Annotated in this window: 17 protein-coding genes; 5 read left to right on the top strand and 12 right to left on the bottom strand. The window is 46.7% G+C overall.

All coding sequences use genetic code 11. The features are described from left to right. Positions 1 to 107 precede the first annotated feature (107 nt). From ACTRWF_RS15920 to ACTRWF_RS15900, 5 genes are all read left to right on the top strand, one after another. Positions 108 to 1,001: a prepilin peptidase gene (locus ACTRWF_RS15920; protein WP_012519430.1), complete on the top strand. Its 894-nt coding sequence runs from the start codon at positions 108 to 110 to the stop codon at positions 999 to 1,001. A 21-nt stretch (positions 1,002 to 1,022) separates the two neighbouring features. Further along, positions 1,023 to 1,637: a dephospho-CoA kinase gene (coaE, locus tag ACTRWF_RS15915; RefSeq protein WP_462835843.1), complete on the top strand. Its 615-nt coding sequence runs from the start codon at positions 1,023 to 1,025 to the stop codon at positions 1,635 to 1,637. Positions 1,638 to 1,850: 213 nt separating this feature from the next. Continuing rightward, a complete protein-coding gene (gene zapD, locus ACTRWF_RS15910) occupies positions 1,851 to 2,603 on the top strand; it encodes a cell division protein ZapD (RefSeq protein WP_015067815.1) in 753 nt (250 codons plus the stop codon). Between the two features lie 90 nt (positions 2,604 to 2,693). After that, positions 2,694 to 2,921 carry a DNA gyrase inhibitor YacG gene (gene yacG, locus ACTRWF_RS15905; RefSeq protein WP_462835842.1) on the top strand — a complete coding sequence of 76 codons (228 nt, stop codon included), beginning with the start codon at positions 2,694 to 2,696 and terminating at the stop codon, positions 2,919 to 2,921. A 192-nt stretch (positions 2,922 to 3,113) separates the two neighbouring features. After that, positions 3,114 to 3,986 carry an aspartoacylase gene (locus tag ACTRWF_RS15900; protein ID WP_462835841.1) on the top strand — a complete coding sequence of 291 codons (873 nt, stop codon included), beginning with the start codon at positions 3,114 to 3,116 and terminating at the stop codon, positions 3,984 to 3,986. Positions 3,987 to 4,077: 91 nt separating this feature from the next. Here the strand turns inward: ACTRWF_RS15900 and mutT are convergent, their stop codons facing one another. The 12 genes from mutT to ACTRWF_RS15840 form a co-directional block, all read right to left on the bottom strand. Next, positions 4,078 to 4,461, bottom strand: a complete 384-nt coding sequence (gene mutT, locus ACTRWF_RS15895) for an 8-oxo-dGTP diphosphatase MutT (RefSeq protein ID WP_020746438.1) — start codon at positions 4,459 to 4,461, stop codon at positions 4,078 to 4,080. After that, entirely contained in the window at positions 4,461 to 7,169 is a 2,709-nt protein-coding gene (secA, locus tag ACTRWF_RS15890) for a preprotein translocase subunit SecA (protein ID WP_462835840.1), read from the bottom strand. Before secA ends, mutT begins: the two co-directional genes overlap by 1 nt. A gap of 181 nt (positions 7,170 to 7,350) precedes the next feature. After that, positions 7,351 to 8,229: a M23 family metallopeptidase gene (locus ACTRWF_RS15885; protein WP_020746439.1), complete on the bottom strand. Its 879-nt coding sequence runs from the start codon at positions 8,227 to 8,229 to the stop codon at positions 7,351 to 7,353. 178 nt (positions 8,230 to 8,407) lie between these two features. Beyond that, on the bottom strand, positions 8,408 to 9,319 hold the full coding sequence (gene lpxC / locus ACTRWF_RS15880; protein ID WP_015067820.1) for a UDP-3-O-acyl-N-acetylglucosamine deacetylase: 912 nt from the start codon (positions 9,317 to 9,319) through the stop codon (positions 8,408 to 8,410). A 212-nt stretch (positions 9,320 to 9,531) separates the two neighbouring features. Continuing rightward, complete coding sequence (gene ftsZ, locus ACTRWF_RS15875) at positions 9,532 to 10,698, bottom strand: cell division protein FtsZ (protein ID WP_015067821.1); 1,167 nt, start codon at positions 10,696 to 10,698, stop codon at positions 9,532 to 9,534. 108 nt (positions 10,699 to 10,806) lie between these two features. Then, on the bottom strand, positions 10,807 to 12,036 hold the full coding sequence (gene ftsA / locus ACTRWF_RS15870; protein ID WP_014980043.1) for a cell division protein FtsA: 1,230 nt from the start codon (positions 12,034 to 12,036) through the stop codon (positions 10,807 to 10,809). A 7-nt stretch (positions 12,037 to 12,043) separates the two neighbouring features. Continuing rightward, complete coding sequence (locus tag ACTRWF_RS15865) at positions 12,044 to 12,814, bottom strand: cell division protein FtsQ/DivIB (RefSeq protein WP_462835839.1); 771 nt, start codon at positions 12,812 to 12,814, stop codon at positions 12,044 to 12,046. Between the two features lie 2 nt (positions 12,815 to 12,816). Beyond that, positions 12,817 to 13,785, bottom strand: coding sequence for a D-alanine--D-alanine ligase (locus ACTRWF_RS15860; RefSeq protein ID WP_012519454.1), 969 nt, complete (start codon positions 13,783 to 13,785; stop codon positions 12,817 to 12,819). A 1-nt stretch (position 13,786) separates the two neighbouring features. Next, on the bottom strand, positions 13,787 to 15,232 hold the full coding sequence (murC, locus tag ACTRWF_RS15855; RefSeq protein WP_462835838.1) for a UDP-N-acetylmuramate--L-alanine ligase: 1,446 nt from the start codon (positions 15,230 to 15,232) through the stop codon (positions 13,787 to 13,789). Beyond that, positions 15,232 to 16,326, bottom strand: a complete 1,095-nt coding sequence (murG, locus tag ACTRWF_RS15850; protein WP_462835837.1) for an undecaprenyldiphospho-muramoylpentapeptide beta-N-acetylglucosaminyltransferase — start codon at positions 16,324 to 16,326, stop codon at positions 15,232 to 15,234. The genes murC and murG overlap by 1 nt, the downstream gene beginning before the upstream one ends. After that, a complete protein-coding gene (gene ftsW / locus ACTRWF_RS15845) occupies positions 16,319 to 17,731 on the bottom strand; it encodes a cell division protein FtsW (RefSeq protein ID WP_015067826.1) in 1,413 nt (470 codons plus the stop codon). Before ftsW ends, murG begins: the two co-directional genes overlap by 8 nt. After that, positions 17,728 to 18,438, bottom strand: a 711-nt coding sequence (locus ACTRWF_RS15840; protein WP_462835836.1) for a glutamate ligase domain-containing protein, incomplete at its 5' end; no start/stop codon positions are given. The genes ACTRWF_RS15840 and ftsW, both read right to left, overlap by 4 nt.

Here is an 18,438-nt window from a genome sequence, read left to right as displayed (position 1 = left end):
CATTTTTACAGATTTAAAAGCAGCGCTTAGAAACGGGTCTATAAAGTAGCGCTTTAGGACACAACCGTTTCAGTTAAACACCAATAAAACTAAAAGAATTGCACTTCATGGACGCTATAATAACCCTTAGCCAGCTATACCCCGCTATATTCTATACCCTTATCTTCTTAGTGAGCTTAATGGTTGGCAGCTTTTTAAATGTAGTGATCTACCGCTTACCCATTATGATGGAGCGCAGCTGGCAGCAGGAATACCAAAGCTATTTTACCGACGGTGATACCAGTTTAGATACACCTAACGCTCCATCGCAAGACGATACCTTTAACCTGGTAAAACCAGACAGCACCTGCCCCAGCTGCGGCCACAAAATTCGCGCATGGGAAAACATTCCTGTTATTAGTTACCTATTTCTAAAGGGCAAATGTGCTAAGTGCAAGGTAGCTATTTCAGTACGCTATCCGCTGGTTGAGCTTTTCACTGCAATCGCCTGCACCTTCGCAGCCTATCAATTTGGTGCAACGCCTCAAGCGCTTTGGGCCGTGGTTTTTACCTACGTACTCGTGGCTTTGCTATTTATCGATTTAGATAAAATGTTGTTGCCAGACCAGCTCACGCTCCCTTTGCTTTGGCTTGGGCTGCTGTTAAGTACTCAAAACATTTTTGTTGGTACGACCGACGCCATTATTGGCGCGACGGCAGGCTATTTAAGCTTGTGGTCAGTATATTGGTTATTTAAGCTTGTTACGGGCAAGGAAGGCATGGGCTATGGCGATTTTAAATTGCTTGCCGCCTTAGGTGCGTTCACAGGCTGGCAAGGGCTCCCCGTTATCATCTTACTTTCATCACTGGTGGGCGCCATTGCAGGTATTGCTATTATGGTTGTGCAAAATAAGGGGAAATCCTTAGCCATCCCCTTTGGCCCTTACCTTGCTGTAGCAGGGTGGCTTACGCTGCTTTTTAAAGCTGAAATTATCACTACTTACCTTGATTACGTGCTTTAAACCGATAAGGCTAGAATGATTATGGCAACATCCCGACCTCCATTTGTAGTAGGGTTAACTGGCGGCATTGGTAGTGGAAAAACTGCTGCCACCGACCTTTTTAAACAACGCGGTATAGATATTGTTGACGCAGACGAGGTCGCTCGGGATGTGGTAGCGCTTGGGTCTGAAGGCTTAAGTAAGATTACAGAGCGCTTTAGCCCCACTATTTTACTTGAAGATGGCAGCCTCAACCGTGCGGCGCTTCGGGAAAAAGTGTTTGCAAACAGCGAAGAGAAAAACTGGCTAAATGGATTACTTCACCCCCTTATTCGCACGCGTATGCAACAGCTTATTGGCGAATCATCCTCGCCCTACTGCATTTTATCAGTACCGCTTTTAGTGGAAAACAAGCTTACGGAAATGTGTAACTATGTCGTAGTGGTAGATTGCCCTGAAACCATGCAGCTTGAACGCGCACTAAAGCGAGACGGTAGTTCAGCAGAGACCATAAAAAGTATTATGGCGTCTCAAGCCAGCCGAGAAGAACGAATAAAAGCGGCAGATAAAGTTTTGGATAACAGTACAACCTTATCCGCCCTTGAAGACCAAGTCTCAAAACTTCACGAAATGCTGTTGAAACATTCTGCCAAATAAATGTACGTTTAACGGTATATCTAGCGAATACGCAAGCTTCCCCCATTGTAAGCACACTTTTTGAAACTTTTTTGAACAAATAGCGTCAAACAGAAGATTTGTCGAACAAGTGTACTTGGCTTAAACGCTTTGATGCTTTAGGCTTATTGCCATTCGCTGTTTTATTGCATTTCTGGCGCAATTTCTCCAAATCAACGTGTTTTAAGGGGTTTCATGGGTAACGCTGTTTTCGAATTTCCGCTAAAGGAAAAAGTACGTAACTATCTACGTGTTGAGCAGCTGCTTGGACAACTAAAAATTACGGCTAAATCTGAGCATACTCACCTGCAGCTCGTTTTCTTTGAGCAGCTTTTCGAACTTTTAGATTTAATTGAAAGGCTAGATTTACGCTCTGATTTAACGAAAGATCTTGAAGCCCACGAAAAGAATCTCGTCTATTGGTCGAAACACCCTAAAATTGACAGCGCAGCGTTAGAGCAAGCCCTTAAAACCGTACTGACATTAAGGCAAAAACTGAAGACCGATCGCCGATTTGGCAGTATGTTAAAAGACGACAAACTGCTTAGTGCTATTCGACAACGGTTTGCGATTCCAGGCGGTGCATGCAGTTTCGACTTGCCTAATCTGCACTTCTGGCTACAGCAACCTCTTGAGCAGCGACACGCTGATATACATCAATGGCTCGATACCTTAGGTCTGCTTGATGACGCTATTGCCGTCAGCCTTTCTTTTATTCGTGAACGTGGTCAGTTTGTCGATGCCGTTGCAGATAATGGCTTTTATCAAGGTGCAGCCGAAGATAAAAATGAACTCATTCGCGTGAAGTGTAGCGTAGACGATGGCTACTACCCTACGCTTAGTGGAAATAAATACCGGTATGCACTGCGCTTCATGCTGTTTTCTCCAGAAGAAGGCCAAAGCGGCGCAGTAGAAAGCAATATTCAGTTTCGCCTCGCTGCCTGTTAAACTATCACCAATTCCTTTTCCCTTTGTTATCGCAACAGCATTCATAATTGAGTGTTCAGCTTTGCGTGACGTATTTCACTGGAGCGTATTATGGAAGTGAAGTGTCCTATTTGTGCTAAACAGGTCGTGTGGAGCCCTGAAAGTGAGTTTCGCCCTTTTTGCAGTAAGAAGTGCCAGCTTATCGATTTAGGCGAGTGGGCGGCTGAAGATAGAAAGATTGCCGGTAAACCAGCAGAAGATGCCACCCCAAAGCATATTGATGTTGAAGAAATAGAAGCCATGCTAGCCGAGCAGTCTGACGACTTTTTTAATCACTAGGTTTTTCAAATAGGTGAACAGACGAACTTTAGGTAAAGTCCCAAGGCATGGTTTTAAGTGTGTTGTCCAGTGGGGTAGTATCAGGCTATTGTCTGATAATGCGAGATACGCTTTTCAATGATTGCATGGCTAGTTCACTTTAACGGGTTGCCCTGTGGCTTCCCCATCATCAATTTTTTAAAAGGAACATGAATGTTTAATTCTATCGCGCTTGTTGGTGGTACACATGGAAATGAAACCAGTGGTATTCAACTGATTCGAAACTGGCAACAGTTCGGCCTTCCTGCTCGATTCGACGAACTAAACGTTTCTTTATCTATTGCCAACGAAGCAGCGCTGGCTGCTAATGTTCGTTTTGTTGAAGAAGACCTAAATAGGCAGTTCACCTTAGCGGGACTTGCGAATGAGAGTCGCGCCAAAGAAGCAGTACTGGCTAAGTCATTAAACCAACAACTCGGCCCTAAGGGGAATTCAAAGACTGACTTTGTGATTGACATTCACAACACCACCAGCGAAATGGGCGCAACCTTAATCATTCTGGAAGTTGACGAATTCCATACCCAGTTAGCGCGTTATGTGAAGCATCACATGCCCGAGGCCAATATTCTGGTGGAAGACGAAAAGCCTTATCTTGACCATGGTTACTTGTGTACCACGGGCAAAAAAGGCGTGATGATAGAAGTGGGCGGCCAGCCACAGGGGGTGTTACGAGAAGATGTGTACCTTCTAACGCAAACCATGGCCGAGGTCACTTTAGACTTCTGCATGGCTTATAACAACGGCAGTATATCAACTGACAACTTGCCACAATGCGAAGCATTTCGCTTAGGTGAAAACGTCGGGTTTCCGCTGGATGAAAATGGTCAGCGCACTGCAATGATTCACCACGCCCTTCAAGATAGTGATTTCAAGCCGTTAATGCCGGGCATGCCTGTGTTTAGAACGTTTGACGGGAAAGATATTACTTGGAACAGTGATAAAGAGACTTACCCTCACTTCATTAACGAAGCCGCTTACTTCAAGCTAGACGTGGCGTTTGCGACCTCAGAGCGAATAGTGCTTTAAGCCTGATCAACCATCTGCTTTTCATTATTTAACGCGCAGATGTTACAAATAGTTCGGACAAAAAAATGGCCACATCATATTGTGGCCATTTTTATTTTTGTAATGCTTTTATTATAGGCACGTTTGCCTCAGGGAAATCTTCTGGGTTAAGCGCATTAATGTTAACCCACCGCGATGCTTGACCTTCTTTGCCATGGGGCTCACCGGTAAAGTCATAAACGCGATGAACGTCTAGCTTAACTTGCTTGTCGCCATAGTCATGGGTAATAACAATCACAGGCTCGCTGTGGTTCACGCTAATACCTACTTCTTCAGCAAGCTCTCGCTTTAATGCCTGAAGCACGGTTTCGCCTGCTTCCACTTTACCGCCGGGAAACTCCCATTTCCCGCCCTGATGGACATTGTCTGGGCGAAGGGTAATGAAGATTTCATCGCCGCGGGCAATAACGCCCACAGCAACGTGTACTACTTTCATTACTTAAGCTTACCGTGGCACTGCTTATACTTTTTACCTGAACCACAAGGGCATGGGTCGTTACGGCCTACTTTGGCTCCCTCGCGAACCTGTGTACGCACTTGGTCGCTCGCTTCCTCTGGCGCTGCGGTGGCGTCTTCATGCTCAAAGTTCTTTGGTACATCGTCAGCTTGGCGACGTTGTTCTTCTACTTTTTGCACGTCTTCTTTTGCTTGCACTTTAACGCGGGCAAGGATAGTAATAACCTCAACCTTAAGCGCTTCTAGCATTTCAGAGAACAGCGCAAACGACTCTCGCTTGTATTCTTGCTTAGGGTTTTTCTGCGCGTAGCCACGTAAGTGAATACCTTGACGAAGGTGATCCATAGCCGCTAAATGCTCTTTCCAGTGGCTGTCTAGGTTTTGTAGCATTACTGCTTTTTCAAACTGGCGTAGCACCTGCTCGCCCACAACCGCTTCTTTCTGTTTATACGCATCGACGACTTCATTTAAAATGCGCTCGCGAAGCTTCTCTTCATACAGCTTGTCGTCATTTTCAAGCCATGTCTTAATAGGCAGGTCTACCGCGAAGTCGGCGCGCATACGCTCTTCTAAGCCGCTTACGTCCCACATCTCTTCTAGTGATTGTGGCGGAATGTATTCGTCCACGACGCTTGAAACAACATCTTCGCGGATTACAGCGATAGTTTCACTAATGTCGCCTTCATCTAGCAACTCGTTGCGCTGCTCGTAAATAACCTTACGCTGATCGTTAGCCACATCATCGTACTCAAGCAGTTGCTTACGAATATCGAAGTTACGACCTTCTACTTTGCGCTGGGCATTTTCAATAGCGCGGGTCACCCACGGATGCTCAATCGCTTCACCGCGTTCCATACCTAAACGCTTCATCATGTTGCCCATTTTCTCAGAGGCAAAGATACGCATTAGGGCATCGTCTAGTGATAGGTAGAAACGGCTTGAACCAGGGTCACCCTGACGGCCTGAACGGCCACGTAGCTGGTTATCAATACGGCGTGACTCGTGACGCTCGGTACCAATTATATGAAGACCGCCTGCCGCTAGTACCGCATCGTGGCTTTCTTTCCACGCCGCTTTTACTTTTTCAATTTGTGCTTCGGTCGGATTCTCGATTTTCTCAAGCTCGGCCTGCCAGTTACCACCAAGTACGATATCCGTACCGCGGCCGGCCATGTTAGTTGCAATGGTGACAGCGCCAGGCTTACCAGCTTGAGCAACAATGTCAGCTTCGTGTTCGTGGAACTTGGCGTTTAGTACCTTATGAGGAATTTTCGACTTCTTAAGAATGCGAGAAATAAGCTCAGAGTTTTCGATAGACACGGTGCCCACAAGGGTTGGCTGTCCGCGCTTAACACACGCTTTAATATCTTCAACAATAGCCTCGTACTTCTCTTCCGCCGTTAGGTAGATAAGATCAGGCATATCTTTACGCTGCATAGGGCGGTTAGTTGGGATCACTACCGTTTCTAGGCCGTAAATATGGTTGAATTCAAACGCTTCGGTATCAGCTGTGCCTGTCATACCCGCAAGTTTGTTGTACAGGCGGAAGTAGTTCTGGAAAGTAATAGAGGCTAGCGTCTGGTTTTCGTTTTGAATACGAACGCCTTCTTTTGCCTCTACCGCTTGGTGTAAACCTTCAGACCAACGACGTCCTTCCATGGTACGACCCGTGTGCTCGTCAACAATAACGATTTGGTCTTCTTTAACGATGTAATCTACGTCTTTCGAGAACAACTTGTGCGCGCGAAGTGCAGCATTGATATGGTGAAGCAATGAAATATTACCAGCAGCGAACAGCGACTCACCTTCAGGCAATAAGCCTTCTTCGTGAAGTATCTCTTCAACGTGTAACTGACCGCGCTCGGTAAGATGAATTTGTTTTGCTTTAAGGTCGATAGTGTAATCACCGTCGCCTTCTTGGCCTTCTTCATCTTCTTTTTCTTGCTGAACAAGCTTAGGAATAATGGTGTTGATGCGGCGATAAAGCTCTGAACTATCCTCGGCCTGACCTGAAATAATAAGCGGCGTACGGGCTTCGTCAATAAGAATGGAGTCAACTTCATCCACTACTGCATAGTTAAGGGGGCGCTGTACGCGGTCTTGAGGGCTAAATGCCATGTTGTCACGCAGGTAATCAAAACCAAACTCGTTGTTGGTTCCATAAGTCACATCAGCTTGGTAAGCGTCACGCTTTTGCTCAGGTGACATACCCGGTATGTTGCAGCCTACACGCATACCAAGGAAGGTAAATAACTGATTACTCCACTCAGCGTCACGACGGGCAAGGTAGTCGTTCACGGTAACGACGTGGACACCTTTGCCTGACAATGCGTTTAAATACGTAGGTAGCGTCGCGGTAAGGGTTTTACCTTCACCCGTACGCATTTCTGAGATTTTGCCTTCGTGTAAAACTTGACCACCAAGCATTTGCACGTCGAAATGACGCATGCCGTATACACGCTTACTGGCTTCTCGCACTGTAGCGAACGCTTCTACAAGAATATCGTCTAGCGCTTCGCCTTTTTCTATACGGGCTTTAAATTCGTCGGTCTTTGCCTTTAGCGCCTCATCAGAAAGCTTTTCAAATTCTGCTTCCAGTGCATTAATGGCATCTACGTTTTTGCGTAATTTTTTTAATAGTCGGTCGTTTCTACTACCGAATACTTTTCGAAGGATGCTTGAAAACATTAGCTTTTATATTCCACTACTTGTCGAGGCGCCGCACAACGTGCACAGCTAAATTAAACCTATAAAACACAGCCCTAATTAAGGGGTGTTTAGCGATGTTCTAAAAAAATGTTTCGTCGTCATTAGTGCTTTATTAATAAAACGCACCTACTACGCGAATTTACCTGGCTGCTGCCTCTATCTACTTTTTATAGACAAAAGGCAGAGGATCGACTTGTTTTCCGTTTCTTATTACTTCGTAGTGAACATGCACGCCGGTTGAGCGCCCAGTGTTGCCCATTTTAGCGATAGCTTCACCTTTAGTGACCACATCACCAATTGAAACCGTAAGGGAGTCGTTATGCCCATATCGGGTAACAAAACCATCACCGTGATCAATTTCGACTAGCTGGCCATAACCGTAGCGTTCGCCTGCCCAGGTCACTATACCTGCTGCTGTGGCAACTACGTTCTCCCCTGCTTTACCGGCGAAGTCTAAACCCTTATGCATGGCTGATTTGCCGGTAAACGGGTCGGCCCGCATACCGTAATAAGAAGACAACCATCCTGACTCAATGGGACGACCAGATAATTGGCTCTGTTCGTTTATATGGTGACCCCTAACCAAACTTTCAAGCATAGATAACTGTTGAGACTTCAAATCGAGAGATTGCTCTAGTTTAGCTATTTCGTTAAGGATGGGATCGTCTTGAAGGTTATCCGGTATCGATACCGGCACGAAAGCGTCCAGGTCAGCCGCTGACATACCTAATTCTGTTGCTATTTGCTTACCTTTCTCATCTAGCAATGTAACTTGTGCTGAAAGTTCAGCAACGTGAGAAAGTAAGGCTTTTATCTTTACGGAGGTTTGTTGCTTTAGCGCCTCAACATCTTTTTGTTGTTCGTTGACTTCTGTTTGGGCTAAACGCACACGAGCAATATCTTCAGATACCGATTCGGTAGAACGGCTCGACACTAACATAAAAATTGACGATAACACGGTAGCACTAACAAGCGTACGGACACGAATGCTGTGTCTGTAGCGTTTATTTTTACCAGCCAATGTAATAGTTAGTTTCATACCACGGAGATTATTGCTGTTTCACGCCTGTGTTATGACTTTACGTTAAGGCGAGTGCCTTACCTTGCCACTTTTTACACATGGGTGAAATTTATATTAATTATTCGGCTACTGTATCATTAATTTCAGTAATTGCCATACGAAAAAAAGCCGCCCGTAAGGCGGCTTTTTAAAAATCTTACGCTAACACGGGTTGAGCATAACGAATTGGTGCTGATTCCTGCGAGTCGTAAGTCACGAACTCCCAGCACTCTTTTTGCGCTAACACTGCATTAAGCAGTTTGTTATTCAGGCCGTGGCCCGTTTTATATGCACGCAATTCACCAATCAAGCTGTGTCCGCCAAGATATAAATCACCAATGGCGTCCAATATTTTGTGCTTCAAGAATTCATCATCGTAACGCAACCCTTCAGGGTTAAGCACGCGGAATTCGTCTAGCGCCACTGCGTTTTCCATGCTACCACCTAACGCTAGGTTGTTAGCATTCATATACTCTAAATCGCTCATAAAACCGAAGGTACGCGCGCGACTTACTTCGTTCACATAAGAACATGAATCGAAGTCCATGACCATGTGTTGACGAGTTTGACTGATCACCGGGTGGTCGAAGTCAATTTGGAAATCAACGCGGAAGCCATCATAAGGTACCAATTCGGCCCACTTGTCGCCATCTTCTACGCGAACAGGCTTTTTAATACGAATAAATTGCTTAGGCGCGTTTAGCTCTTCAATACCTGCAGATTGAAGTAAAAATACGAACGGGCTAGCACTTCCGTCCATAATTGGCAGCTCGTTACTGTCTACTTCAACAATAATATTGTCGATACCTAAACCCGCTAACGCAGACGCTAAGTGCTCTACCGTTTGGATAGTTACACCGTCTTCATTATTTAAACACGTACACAGCATGGTATTACCTACCGCGTTCGCACGCGAAGGTATGTCAACATGTGGTTCAAGGTCAACACGCCTAAACACGATACCCGTGTTTGCTGGCGCAGGTCGGAGAGTCATTGTGACCTTTTCCCCTTTATGAAGCCCAATTCCGGTCTCTTGTACCGATTGCTTGATTGTACGTTGTCTAATCATCTGCTTAAGCTTTTACCTATTAAAAAAGCGGGCGCGAATTATAGTGAGTTCTTACTCACATGTCAAAAAATACCCGATCTGACGGATTTCACTCAGTCAAATTACGTATTTTTTTAACCTATTCACGCGAATTCTTCACGTTGTGTTTCTACACCTTATAAGGTGAGACAACACAAGCGTAAAATAATTCCCTTCGTTTTCAGGCAGCTAAATTAGTCTGCCTGCTTGCGCAGAAACGCAGGAATATCCAAGTACTCCAAATCGTTGTCTGGCTGAGCACTATCATCTGCTTTAAGTGCCTGGTTACCTTCTGTACCGCCTACAGCCGAACGCGGTTCACTTGTTTGTGTGTTACCGTATTCTTTAGCAGGCTGTGTTAGACGAGAACCTTCAGAGCTTACTAGCGAAATGTCAGGCTTGCGCTCTGCGCCAATACCCGTTGCAACAACGGTAACGCGAAGCTCTTCTGTCATTTCCATATCGATAACCGTACCTACTACCACAGTCGCGTTTTCTGATGCGAACGCTTTAACGGCGTTACCTACCGTTTCAAACTCATCGATAGCGAAATCTGGGCCGGCTGTGATATTCACAAGAATACCGCGCGCGCCTGACAGGTCGATATCTTCAAGCAGTGGGCTGGCAATTGCTGATTCAGCTGCTTCTTCAGCACGATCTGGGCCGCTCGCTGCGCCGCTACCCATCATGGCTTTACCCATTTCAGACATAACAGTACGTACGTCTGCAAAGTCAACGTTGATAAGACCAGGGCGAGTAATTAGCTCTGCAATACCTTGAACCGCACCGCGTAGCACGTCATTCGCCGCGCTAAACGCTTGAAGTAGTGGCGTGCCTGGACCCATTACTTTTAATAGCTTTTCGTTAGGAATAGTAATTAACGAGTCTACGTTGTTAGCAAGCTCTACAATGCCTTGCTCTGCAAACGAGGTACGCTTTTTACCTTCGAACGGGAATGGTTTAGTAACAACCGCCACCGTAAGAATACCCATTTCACGGGCAATCTTTGCCACTTCTGGCGCTGCACCCGTTCCTGTACCACCACCCATGCCGGCGGTGATGAAAACCATGTCTGCGCCGTCTAGTGCCTGGCGGATGGTTTCTCTGTCTTCTTGTGCGGCTTCGCGACCAATGTTCGGATCGGCACCTGCACCTAGCCCTTTGGTTACGCTTGAACCAATTTGAAGCGTAACGTCTGCGCTTGAGCTACGAAGCACCTGCGCATCGGTGTTAACTGCAATAAATTCTACGCCTTCAATGCTTTGAGACACCATGTGCTCAACTGCATTACCACCGCCGCCACCGACACCGATGACTTTGATTACGGCTTCTTCGCCGTGACTATCCATTAATTCGAACATACTTACTCTCCGGTTGTACGTCTTTTAAACACTACGCCAGGTCATTCCCTTAGGCTAATTGCATCCTGCTAGCCTTAATGCCGCAGCTATAGCGCCCCCAAAATAAAATTAAAATTCACCTTTAAACCAGCTTTGCACTCGATGAAACAAGCTTTCACCGGTCTTCTGCGTACTGGACTTCTTATTATCAGATTGTACTTTGCCATATTGCAGCAGTCCTACGACTGTCGCAAATCCTGCGTCATCAACGTATTCAGATAAACCTTTTACGTTAATGGGCTTGCCCACGCGCACGGGCATCTGGAAAAGTTCTTCGGCAAATTCCACAGCACCTTCCATCTTAGCGGTACCGCCTGTAAGTACAAGGCCTGCTGCGATTTGCTCTTCCAGACCGCTGGCGCGAATTTCGTCATGCACCAGCTCAAAAAGTTCTTGGTAGCGAGGCTCAATTACCTCAGCTAACGTATGACGAGACATTACTCTAGCCGGGCGTCCACCCACACTAGGTACTTCAATACTGTCTTCCATACTCACCATATCTTTCAATGCACAGGCATAATTAACCTTAATTTCTTCTGCATTGCTGATAGGCGTTCTAAATATTTTTGCGATGTCGCTGGTAATTTGATTACCCGCAACCGGTATAACTGCAGTGTGTCTGATAGCGCCGTCAGTATAGATAACCATATCCATAGTACCGCCGCCAATATCAACTACACAAACGCCTAGCTCACGCTCGTCGTCAGTTAATACCGCATAGCTTGACGCCAACGCTGAGAAAATCAGCTGATCGGCGTTCAGCTCACAGCGCTCTACACATTTCACCATGTTTTTCGCCATATCATCGGCACAGGTAATAATGTGAGCGTCTGCTTCCATTCGTACTCCTGACATGCCAATCGGGTTTTTAATTCCTTCCTGCACATCAATAGTAAACTCTTGAGGTAGCACATGAAGCAGACGACGTTCAGCAGCAATAGGCACGCTGCGCGCCGCATGAATAACATTGTCTACGTCTTCTTGTGTTACTTCTTGGTTGTTAATCGGTACCATGCCATTTTCGTTCTGGCATTTCACATGGCGGCCCGAGATAGACATGAACACTGAAGACACACGGCAATCTGCCATTAACTCCATCTCGTTTACCGCACGCTGTACCGATTTAACCACCAAGTTCAAATCGTTAACGCCGCCCTTATCCATCCCTTTCGATGCATGGGTGCCCACGCCAACAATACTGATTTGATCATCTTCTAGTAATTCACCCACCACAGCCTTTACCTGGCTGGTGCCGATATCTAGTCCTACAATCAAATTGCGTTCAGCAGGTTTTGACATGGTTTCCTTAACTCTCTTCATCTGTGGTGCTGTCGTCTTTCCATCCAACGGCGACACCCGTGTCATAGCGAAGGTCGACGTATTTCACCGCCTTCTCTTGTTGCGCCAAAAGAGGATACACATCAATAAAGCGTTGTAGCCTATCGATAAACTCCTGACGCCCTAAATTCAACTTAATGCCGTTTTTTAACTGCACTTGCCATGCAAATCGCTCACTTAACGACAACTCATCTAATGTCATGTTTGTCGTCGATATCAGCGCGTGCATAGCGTTGTAACCCTCAAGGGCCGTTTTTTCACTGCCACCAGGCCCGTAAAGGCGCGGTAAATCAAGCTTTATGCCTTTGTCGTTGAACGTATCTCCGTAGGGGTTCAACAACAAGTCTTCGTTCCACTGTGCTACAGGCTGTTGCTCGACCAAATAAATCTTTAGCGTGTTTGGCCACTTTTTTCTTACCGATGCACGATACACCCAAGGTTGGGCTTCAACCAACTCGAACACTTCGTTGACATCGAGCGCAAAAAAGCTTCCCGGCTGCGCTTTGCGTATTAACCGCTCTAGTTTAGTAATATCGATGTGCTGATAATCACCAGAAAAATCGATAACCTGTACCGGCATTTGCTGTTCGTCCTGCAAATACTGGTTCGCTTTAAGCCCGCCAAATACTAACCCTGCTATAACGAAAAGTAAGAAAGCGACACCGCCCCATACTGCCGTTTTGCTTTTGCCGCCCTTTTCAGTAGCGCGCTTGTCTTGACTAGTATTCGTATTAGTCACGCCTACGCCTTATTTGCAACATCATCAAAGCTGGTCGAAAGAATACTCAACACCAACTCGTCAAACGTTAAGCCTGCAACTTTGGCCGCTTTAGGCACCAAACTTTTTTCTGTCATGCCAGGCACTGTATTTGCCTCTAGCAAATAAAACTGCCTTTGATTGTCCTGCATAACATCAATTCTGCCCCAACCGCTGCCAGAAATAGCATCAAACGCACGAGAAGCTAACTTTGCAAGCTGTGCTTCTTGCTCTTCAGACAAACCGCTTGGGCAATAGTATTCTGTTGTATTATCCTGATATTTCGCAGCATAATCATAGAATGTATGTGGAGTAGACATGCGAATAGACGGCAACGCCTGCCCCTGTATCACAGAAACAGTAAATTCAGGGCCGTCTATGTACTGCTCTAACAGGACTTGATTATCGTATTTGAAAGCGTCCTGAATGGCAGTTTCGAGCTGTTTAGCGCTTGTCACTCTCGCCATGCCAATACTCGACCCTTCTCTGGCCGGTTTTACCATGACTTCATTCCCCAATTTATCCATTATAGCGCTGCACTTACCAGCTTCAAAGTGCCTTTTGTCAGCAATTTCATATTTTGCAGTGGGTAAACCTAAACTTTGCCACACTTGCTTAGTATGAATTTTGTCCATCGCCAGCGCTGAGCCTAAAACTCGGCTTCCCGTGTAGGGTATTTTTAAAAACTGAAGAGCCCCCTGCATAGCGCCATCTTCACCGCCGCGACCGTGAAGCATAATGAGAGCTCTATCAACATCTAGCGACAGCAAATCGTTAAGCGGGCGCTCTGCGGGGTCAAAGGCAAATGCATTTACCCCTTGTCTTAACAGTGCGTTTAGCACCGCATTCCCCGAATTTAGCGATACTTCACGCTCGGCCGAGTCACCACCTAAAAGTACCGCTACTTTCCCATACTTTTCAGGTGAGTGTGTACTTACTGAAGGTTTAAACATCTTATTTTCCTTCCTTTGTAAGTGTATTCGGCTCTAACTCGTGACGAGCCAATAACTTAGCAATTTGCCCAATATTTCCTGCGCCTTGGGTCATCACGATATCGCCGTCCTGCATAATGTTCGCTAGAATTCCCGGCAGAGCATCTTTATCACCCACGTAAACAGGCTCAATCTGACCACGCTGGCGAATAGAGCGGCATAGCGATTTGCTATCCGCTCCCTCAATAGGCTGCTCGCTTGCAGCATAAACATCAAGCAATAACAGCGCATCAACACTTGATAAAACTTCCACGAAGTCCTCATAGAGATCTCGGGTACGCGTGAAGCGGTGAGGCTGGTACACCATAACAAGGCGCTTTTCTGGCCAGTTGGCTCGCGCTGCGGCTATTGTGGCTCTGACTTCTGTAGGATGGTGTCCGTAGTCATCTACCAAACAAACTTCACCTTTACTGGTATTAAACGTACCTAATTGCTCGAATCGACGGCCAATACCGCCAAAACCTGCCAACGCTCGAATAATCGCCTCATCGTTGACCCCTTCATCTGTGGCCACAGCGATTGCTGCAAGGGCGTTAAGCACGTTGTGATTCCCGGTAAGATTCAGCGTAATCTTAAGGGAGTCGTGGTCGGGACGAATAACCGTAAAGTTTGCTTTGCCAAACGACAGGCTGATATTTTCAGCGCGATAGTCGTTATGAGACTCAAACCCGTAAGTGATGATGCTACGGCCTATGCGAGGGCGAATCTCTTGAATATTAGCATCGTCACCGCACACTATAGCCTGCCCGTAAAATGGCAAGTTAGACAGGAAATCAACAAAGGTGTCTTTTACCTTTGAGAAATCACCGCCGTAGGTGTCCATATGGTCAGCTTCGATATTAGTTACCACAGATACCATGGGCTGAAGGTGCAGGAACGACGCATCGCTTTCATCAGCCTCAGCAATTAGGTAGCGGCTTTTGCCTAAGCGTGCATTGGTGCCCGCGCTATTTAACAAACCACCGATAACAAACGTTGGGTCGTACTCTGCTTCCGCGAAGATAGTGGAAATCAAACTGGTTGTTGTGGTTTTACCGTGGGTGCCCGCTATGGCAATACCGTGACGGAATCGCATGAGTTCGGCGAGCATTTCTGCCCGGCGAATGATAGGAATGCGCTGTTCGCGCGCTACTATAATTTCCGGGTTCTGTTCATTGATAGCGCTAGACACAACAATGACGTCCATGCCCTCTACGTTTTCTGCACGATGACCAATTTTTACATCAGCGCCTAATTCGCTTAAGCGTTTTGTCATAGGCCCTTCTTGAATATCTGAGCCTGAAATTGCATAACCTTCATTTAGCAGTACTTCTGCAATACCGCCCATACCGGCACCGCCGATGCCGATAAAAAATATATTTTTCACCCTGCGCATTTGCGGGCTTTCAAATGGGGTTTTAAAAACCATTAGTCCCCTTCTCCTACCACGCTTTTAACGTGGCTTACTACATTTTCCGTGGCATGAATGCTTGCACATGTTTTTGCTAGCGCACCCATTTTTAAGCAGTCTTCGGGGTGTTCTAACCATCGACGCACTGCCTGCCCTAAGTTCTGTTTCAATACAGATTGTGCAATCATTAACGCTGCATTTTGCTTCACTAACGACTGCGCGTTTTTTGTTTGATGATCATCTACTGCAAATGGCAGGGGGACAAAAATCGCGGCGCGGCCAGACGCAGCCACTTCACTAACGGTAAGCGCGCCGGCTCTACATACAATAAAATCAGCCCATTCGTAAGCGGCTGCCATGTTGTCGATGAAGTCGCTTACCTCCACGTTAGCCATGTCAGCCCCTACGCTCTCGTAGGCTTTTGCAACAGCGTCGCTGTTTCCTTTTCCGCACTGGTGCTTTATAGATAGACCATTTAGTACGCCGCAGGTTTCCGGCACGGTTTCATTTAAAATTTGTGCCCCTAAACTTCCACCGACCACGAGCATATTAAGGGATCTAGCCCCTGCGTATGACTCTCGCTTTTTGGGTTTAACCTGCCAAATGTCATCGCGAACGGGGTTACCCACAGTATGCACGTTATCCGCAGCGCCTGAAAATTGTTCTTTAGCATCATCAAAGCCAAGAAGCACGCGACTTGCGAGTTTGCTCAGCAGCTTATTGGTCATACCTGCCGCAGCATTTTGCTCGTGAACAATGACAGGGATCCCTAAACTCTTGGCCGCAACGCCGCCCGGCCCACTGGCATAGCCGCCAAACCCAACAACAATATCAGGCTGTAGCCGCTTTATGATTCGACGCGCTGAAAACAAGCTTTTAACCAATGCCACTGCACCTTGGATACGCGCTGAAATGCCCTTGCCTCGCAGCCCCTTCACAGGGATAAAGTGAATGGGAATACCGTGTTTAGGCACCACTTGCGCTTCCATTCGCTCGGCGGTGCCTAGCCAATGAATATCCCAGCCTTCCGCTCGAAGCGCATTGGCGACAGCAAGACCTGGGAAAACATGGCCGCCAGTACCCCCAGCCATAATTAAGCAACGCTTAGCCATTGTCAGCCTCCTGTGCTACGCGAGCGAGTATGGCTTTTATGCCGGCTTTGCCTTCATCTTCTGCCGATGAAGCTTTTGTGGCTGGCTTAGCTTCTACCGTTGACGAGGCAAAGTTATCGTCATCATCAACCGTTTTATCTTTGCCACTGATGTCTGCGTCTTTCGCTACGCCGGCAGCTATAGGCTTTTTCCTGCGTGGCTTTTGCTTAGCATCTCTTGCATCGCCGCGCCCTATTGCCTGCACACCATCAACCCGTAATTCAAAGTCAATACGAAGTAATATTGCTACCGCTATCGACATGATAATAAGCGAAGAGCCACCATAGCTTACCAAGGGTAACGTCAATCCTTTAGTAGGCAAAATACCTGCGCTTGCGCCAATGTTTACAGCCGTTTGAAAACTAAACCAAATGCCGATGCTATATGCGAGGTAGCCATCGAATGCGCGGCCTTTTTCAAGCGCCTGATTTCCAATACGCAATGCTCTAAGTACCATCCACAAAATAAGCCCCAGTACCGCTACTACGCCCACGAAGCCTAACTCTTCAGCTAATATCGCCATGACAAAATCGGTGTGTGCTTCTGGTAAAAATTCGAGTTTTTGTAAGCTATTGCCAAGCCCCTGTCCGAACCAGTTACCTCGCCCATAAGCCATCAATGACTGAGTAAGCTGGTAGCCTGCGCCGAAAGGGTCGGCCCAAGGGTCGAGAAATGATGTCACCCGCTTTAATCGATATTCCTCGAACACGATAAGGGCGACCACTGCCAAAATCCCTACGAATACCAGTGCGAAAAACTGCCACAGCCTTGCACCAGCTAAAAACAACAAGCCAATAGTCGTGGCAAACATAACAACCACCGTTCCCAAATCAGGCTGAAGTAATAGCAGCATCGCTAATACGAAGAACACCACCAGCGGCTTTAAAAAGCCTTTTAGGTTTTCCGTTACCTCTTCATAACGGCGCACTAAGTAGCCAGCAAGATAAGCGAAGAAAAAGAGCTTGGCTGGCTCAGCGGCTTGAATAGTAATAGGCCCGATTGCTAGCCAGCGGGTACTGCCGTTAACTGTCCTTCCCACAACAAGTACGGCGAGAAGTAGCACTATTGCAGCTAGCAATAAATAAGGGTTGGTCATGCGCCAAAATTGCATCGGTAAATTAAGCACAATCATGGCGGCGATAATGGCCCCCACAATGTAAATACCGTGGCGAATTGCAAAGTAGAAAGGGTTATCGTGTAATCTGTCAGCCACTGGCATCGACGCAGACGTAACAATAATAACGCCTATGCTCATCAGTGCGAGCGCGATAAGAATAAGCGTGACATCATAGGGATGTTTCGCCGCTGCTTGGCCATCGTGTTTGGCGGCAAACAACGCACTTAACTTAGTAGAGGCTGTGATCATGATACGGCCTCCTGCTTTATATCAAGTAAGTCATGCACGGTTTGCTTAAACATTTCGCCACGATGCATGTAGTTTTTAAACATATCTATACTTGCACAGGCTGGCGATAGTAATACGGCATCACCTGGCGCTGCTAAGCGTAAAGCCCCTTTCACCGCTTCTTTCATGGTCGCGACTTGGGTTGTATGTGCAAAGCTTTGCGCAAACAAGTGGGCATCTTTGCCTAAAGCAAAAACATGTGACACGTATTGCGTAAGATAAGGGGCTAGGCTACTTATATCTGCGCCTTTGGCGTCTCCACCCGCAATAAGTAAAAGCTTACCCGCAATTGTGGGGCTTATCCCTTCTAAAGCAGCAATGGTTGCACCGATGTTTGTTGCCTTAGAATCGTCGATATAGCGCACGCTATTCACCCGCGCAACTTCCACACAGCGATGCGGCGCAGACTTAAAACTATGTAAATGCTTAACCGCTTGGTCTGGTGAAACCCCGAGCTTACAGCAAATGCCCAGCGCGGCCATGATATTCAATACATTGTGCATACCCGCTAAGTGAATATCGCTAAGCGCAATAATTGGCTTGCCGTTAAATGCGATATGTTTGCTGTCCAACATTGTGACTATTGAAAAGCCGGTATCAGAGGCACCAAGACCGTATTCTATCGCGCTTCGCAAAAGCCCGTTTTGATTTGCTTTTTGCGCATTAGC

The sequence above is a fragment of the Alteromonas sp. G5_S2_22_S1 genome (assembly GCF_054968525.1).
This window is presented reverse-complemented; position numbering and strand designations above follow the sequence as displayed.

What these genes read in the sequence shown, in the direction of transcription:
- ACTRWF_RS15920 (WP_012519430.1), top strand. Translation starts at nt 108, where the DNA reads ATGGACGCTATAATAACCCTTAGCCAGCTATACCCCGCTATATTCTAT.
- coaE (WP_462835843.1), top strand. Translation starts at nt 1,023, where the DNA reads ATGGCAACATCCCGACCTCCATTTGTAGTAGGGTTAACTGGCGGCATT.
- zapD (WP_015067815.1), top strand. Translation starts at nt 1,851, where the DNA reads ATGGGTAACGCTGTTTTCGAATTTCCGCTAAAGGAAAAAGTACGTAAC.
- yacG (WP_462835842.1), top strand. Translation starts at nt 2,694, where the DNA reads ATGGAAGTGAAGTGTCCTATTTGTGCTAAACAGGTCGTGTGGAGCCCT.
- ACTRWF_RS15900 (WP_462835841.1), top strand. Translation starts at nt 3,114, where the DNA reads ATGTTTAATTCTATCGCGCTTGTTGGTGGTACACATGGAAATGAAACC.
- mutT (WP_020746438.1), bottom strand. Translation starts at nt 4,461, where the DNA reads ATGAAAGTAGTACACGTTGCTGTGGGCGTTATTGCCCGCGGCGATGAA.
- secA (WP_462835840.1), bottom strand. Translation starts at nt 7,169, where the DNA reads ATGTTTTCAAGCATCCTTCGAAAAGTATTCGGTAGTAGAAACGACCGA.
- ACTRWF_RS15885 (WP_020746439.1), bottom strand. Translation starts at nt 8,229, where the DNA reads ATGAAACTAACTATTACATTGGCTGGTAAAAATAAACGCTACAGACAC.
- lpxC (WP_015067820.1), bottom strand. Translation starts at nt 9,319, where the DNA reads ATGATTAGACAACGTACAATCAAGCAATCGGTACAAGAGACCGGAATT.
- ftsZ (WP_015067821.1), bottom strand. Translation starts at nt 10,698, where the DNA reads ATGTTCGAATTAATGGATAGTCACGGCGAAGAAGCCGTAATCAAAGTC.
- ftsA (WP_014980043.1), bottom strand. Translation starts at nt 12,036, where the DNA reads ATGTCAAAACCTGCTGAACGCAATTTGATTGTAGGACTAGATATCGGC.
- ACTRWF_RS15860 (WP_012519454.1), bottom strand. Translation starts at nt 13,785, where the DNA reads ATGTTTAAACCTTCAGTAAGTACACACTCACCTGAAAAGTATGGGAAA.
- murC (WP_462835838.1), bottom strand. Translation starts at nt 15,232, where the DNA reads ATGGTTTTTAAAACCCCATTTGAAAGCCCGCAAATGCGCAGGGTGAAA.
- murG (WP_462835837.1), bottom strand. Translation starts at nt 16,326, where the DNA reads ATGGCTAAGCGTTGCTTAATTATGGCTGGGGGTACTGGCGGCCATGTT.
- ftsW (WP_015067826.1), bottom strand. Translation starts at nt 17,731, where the DNA reads ATGATCACAGCCTCTACTAAGTTAAGTGCGTTGTTTGCCGCCAAACAC.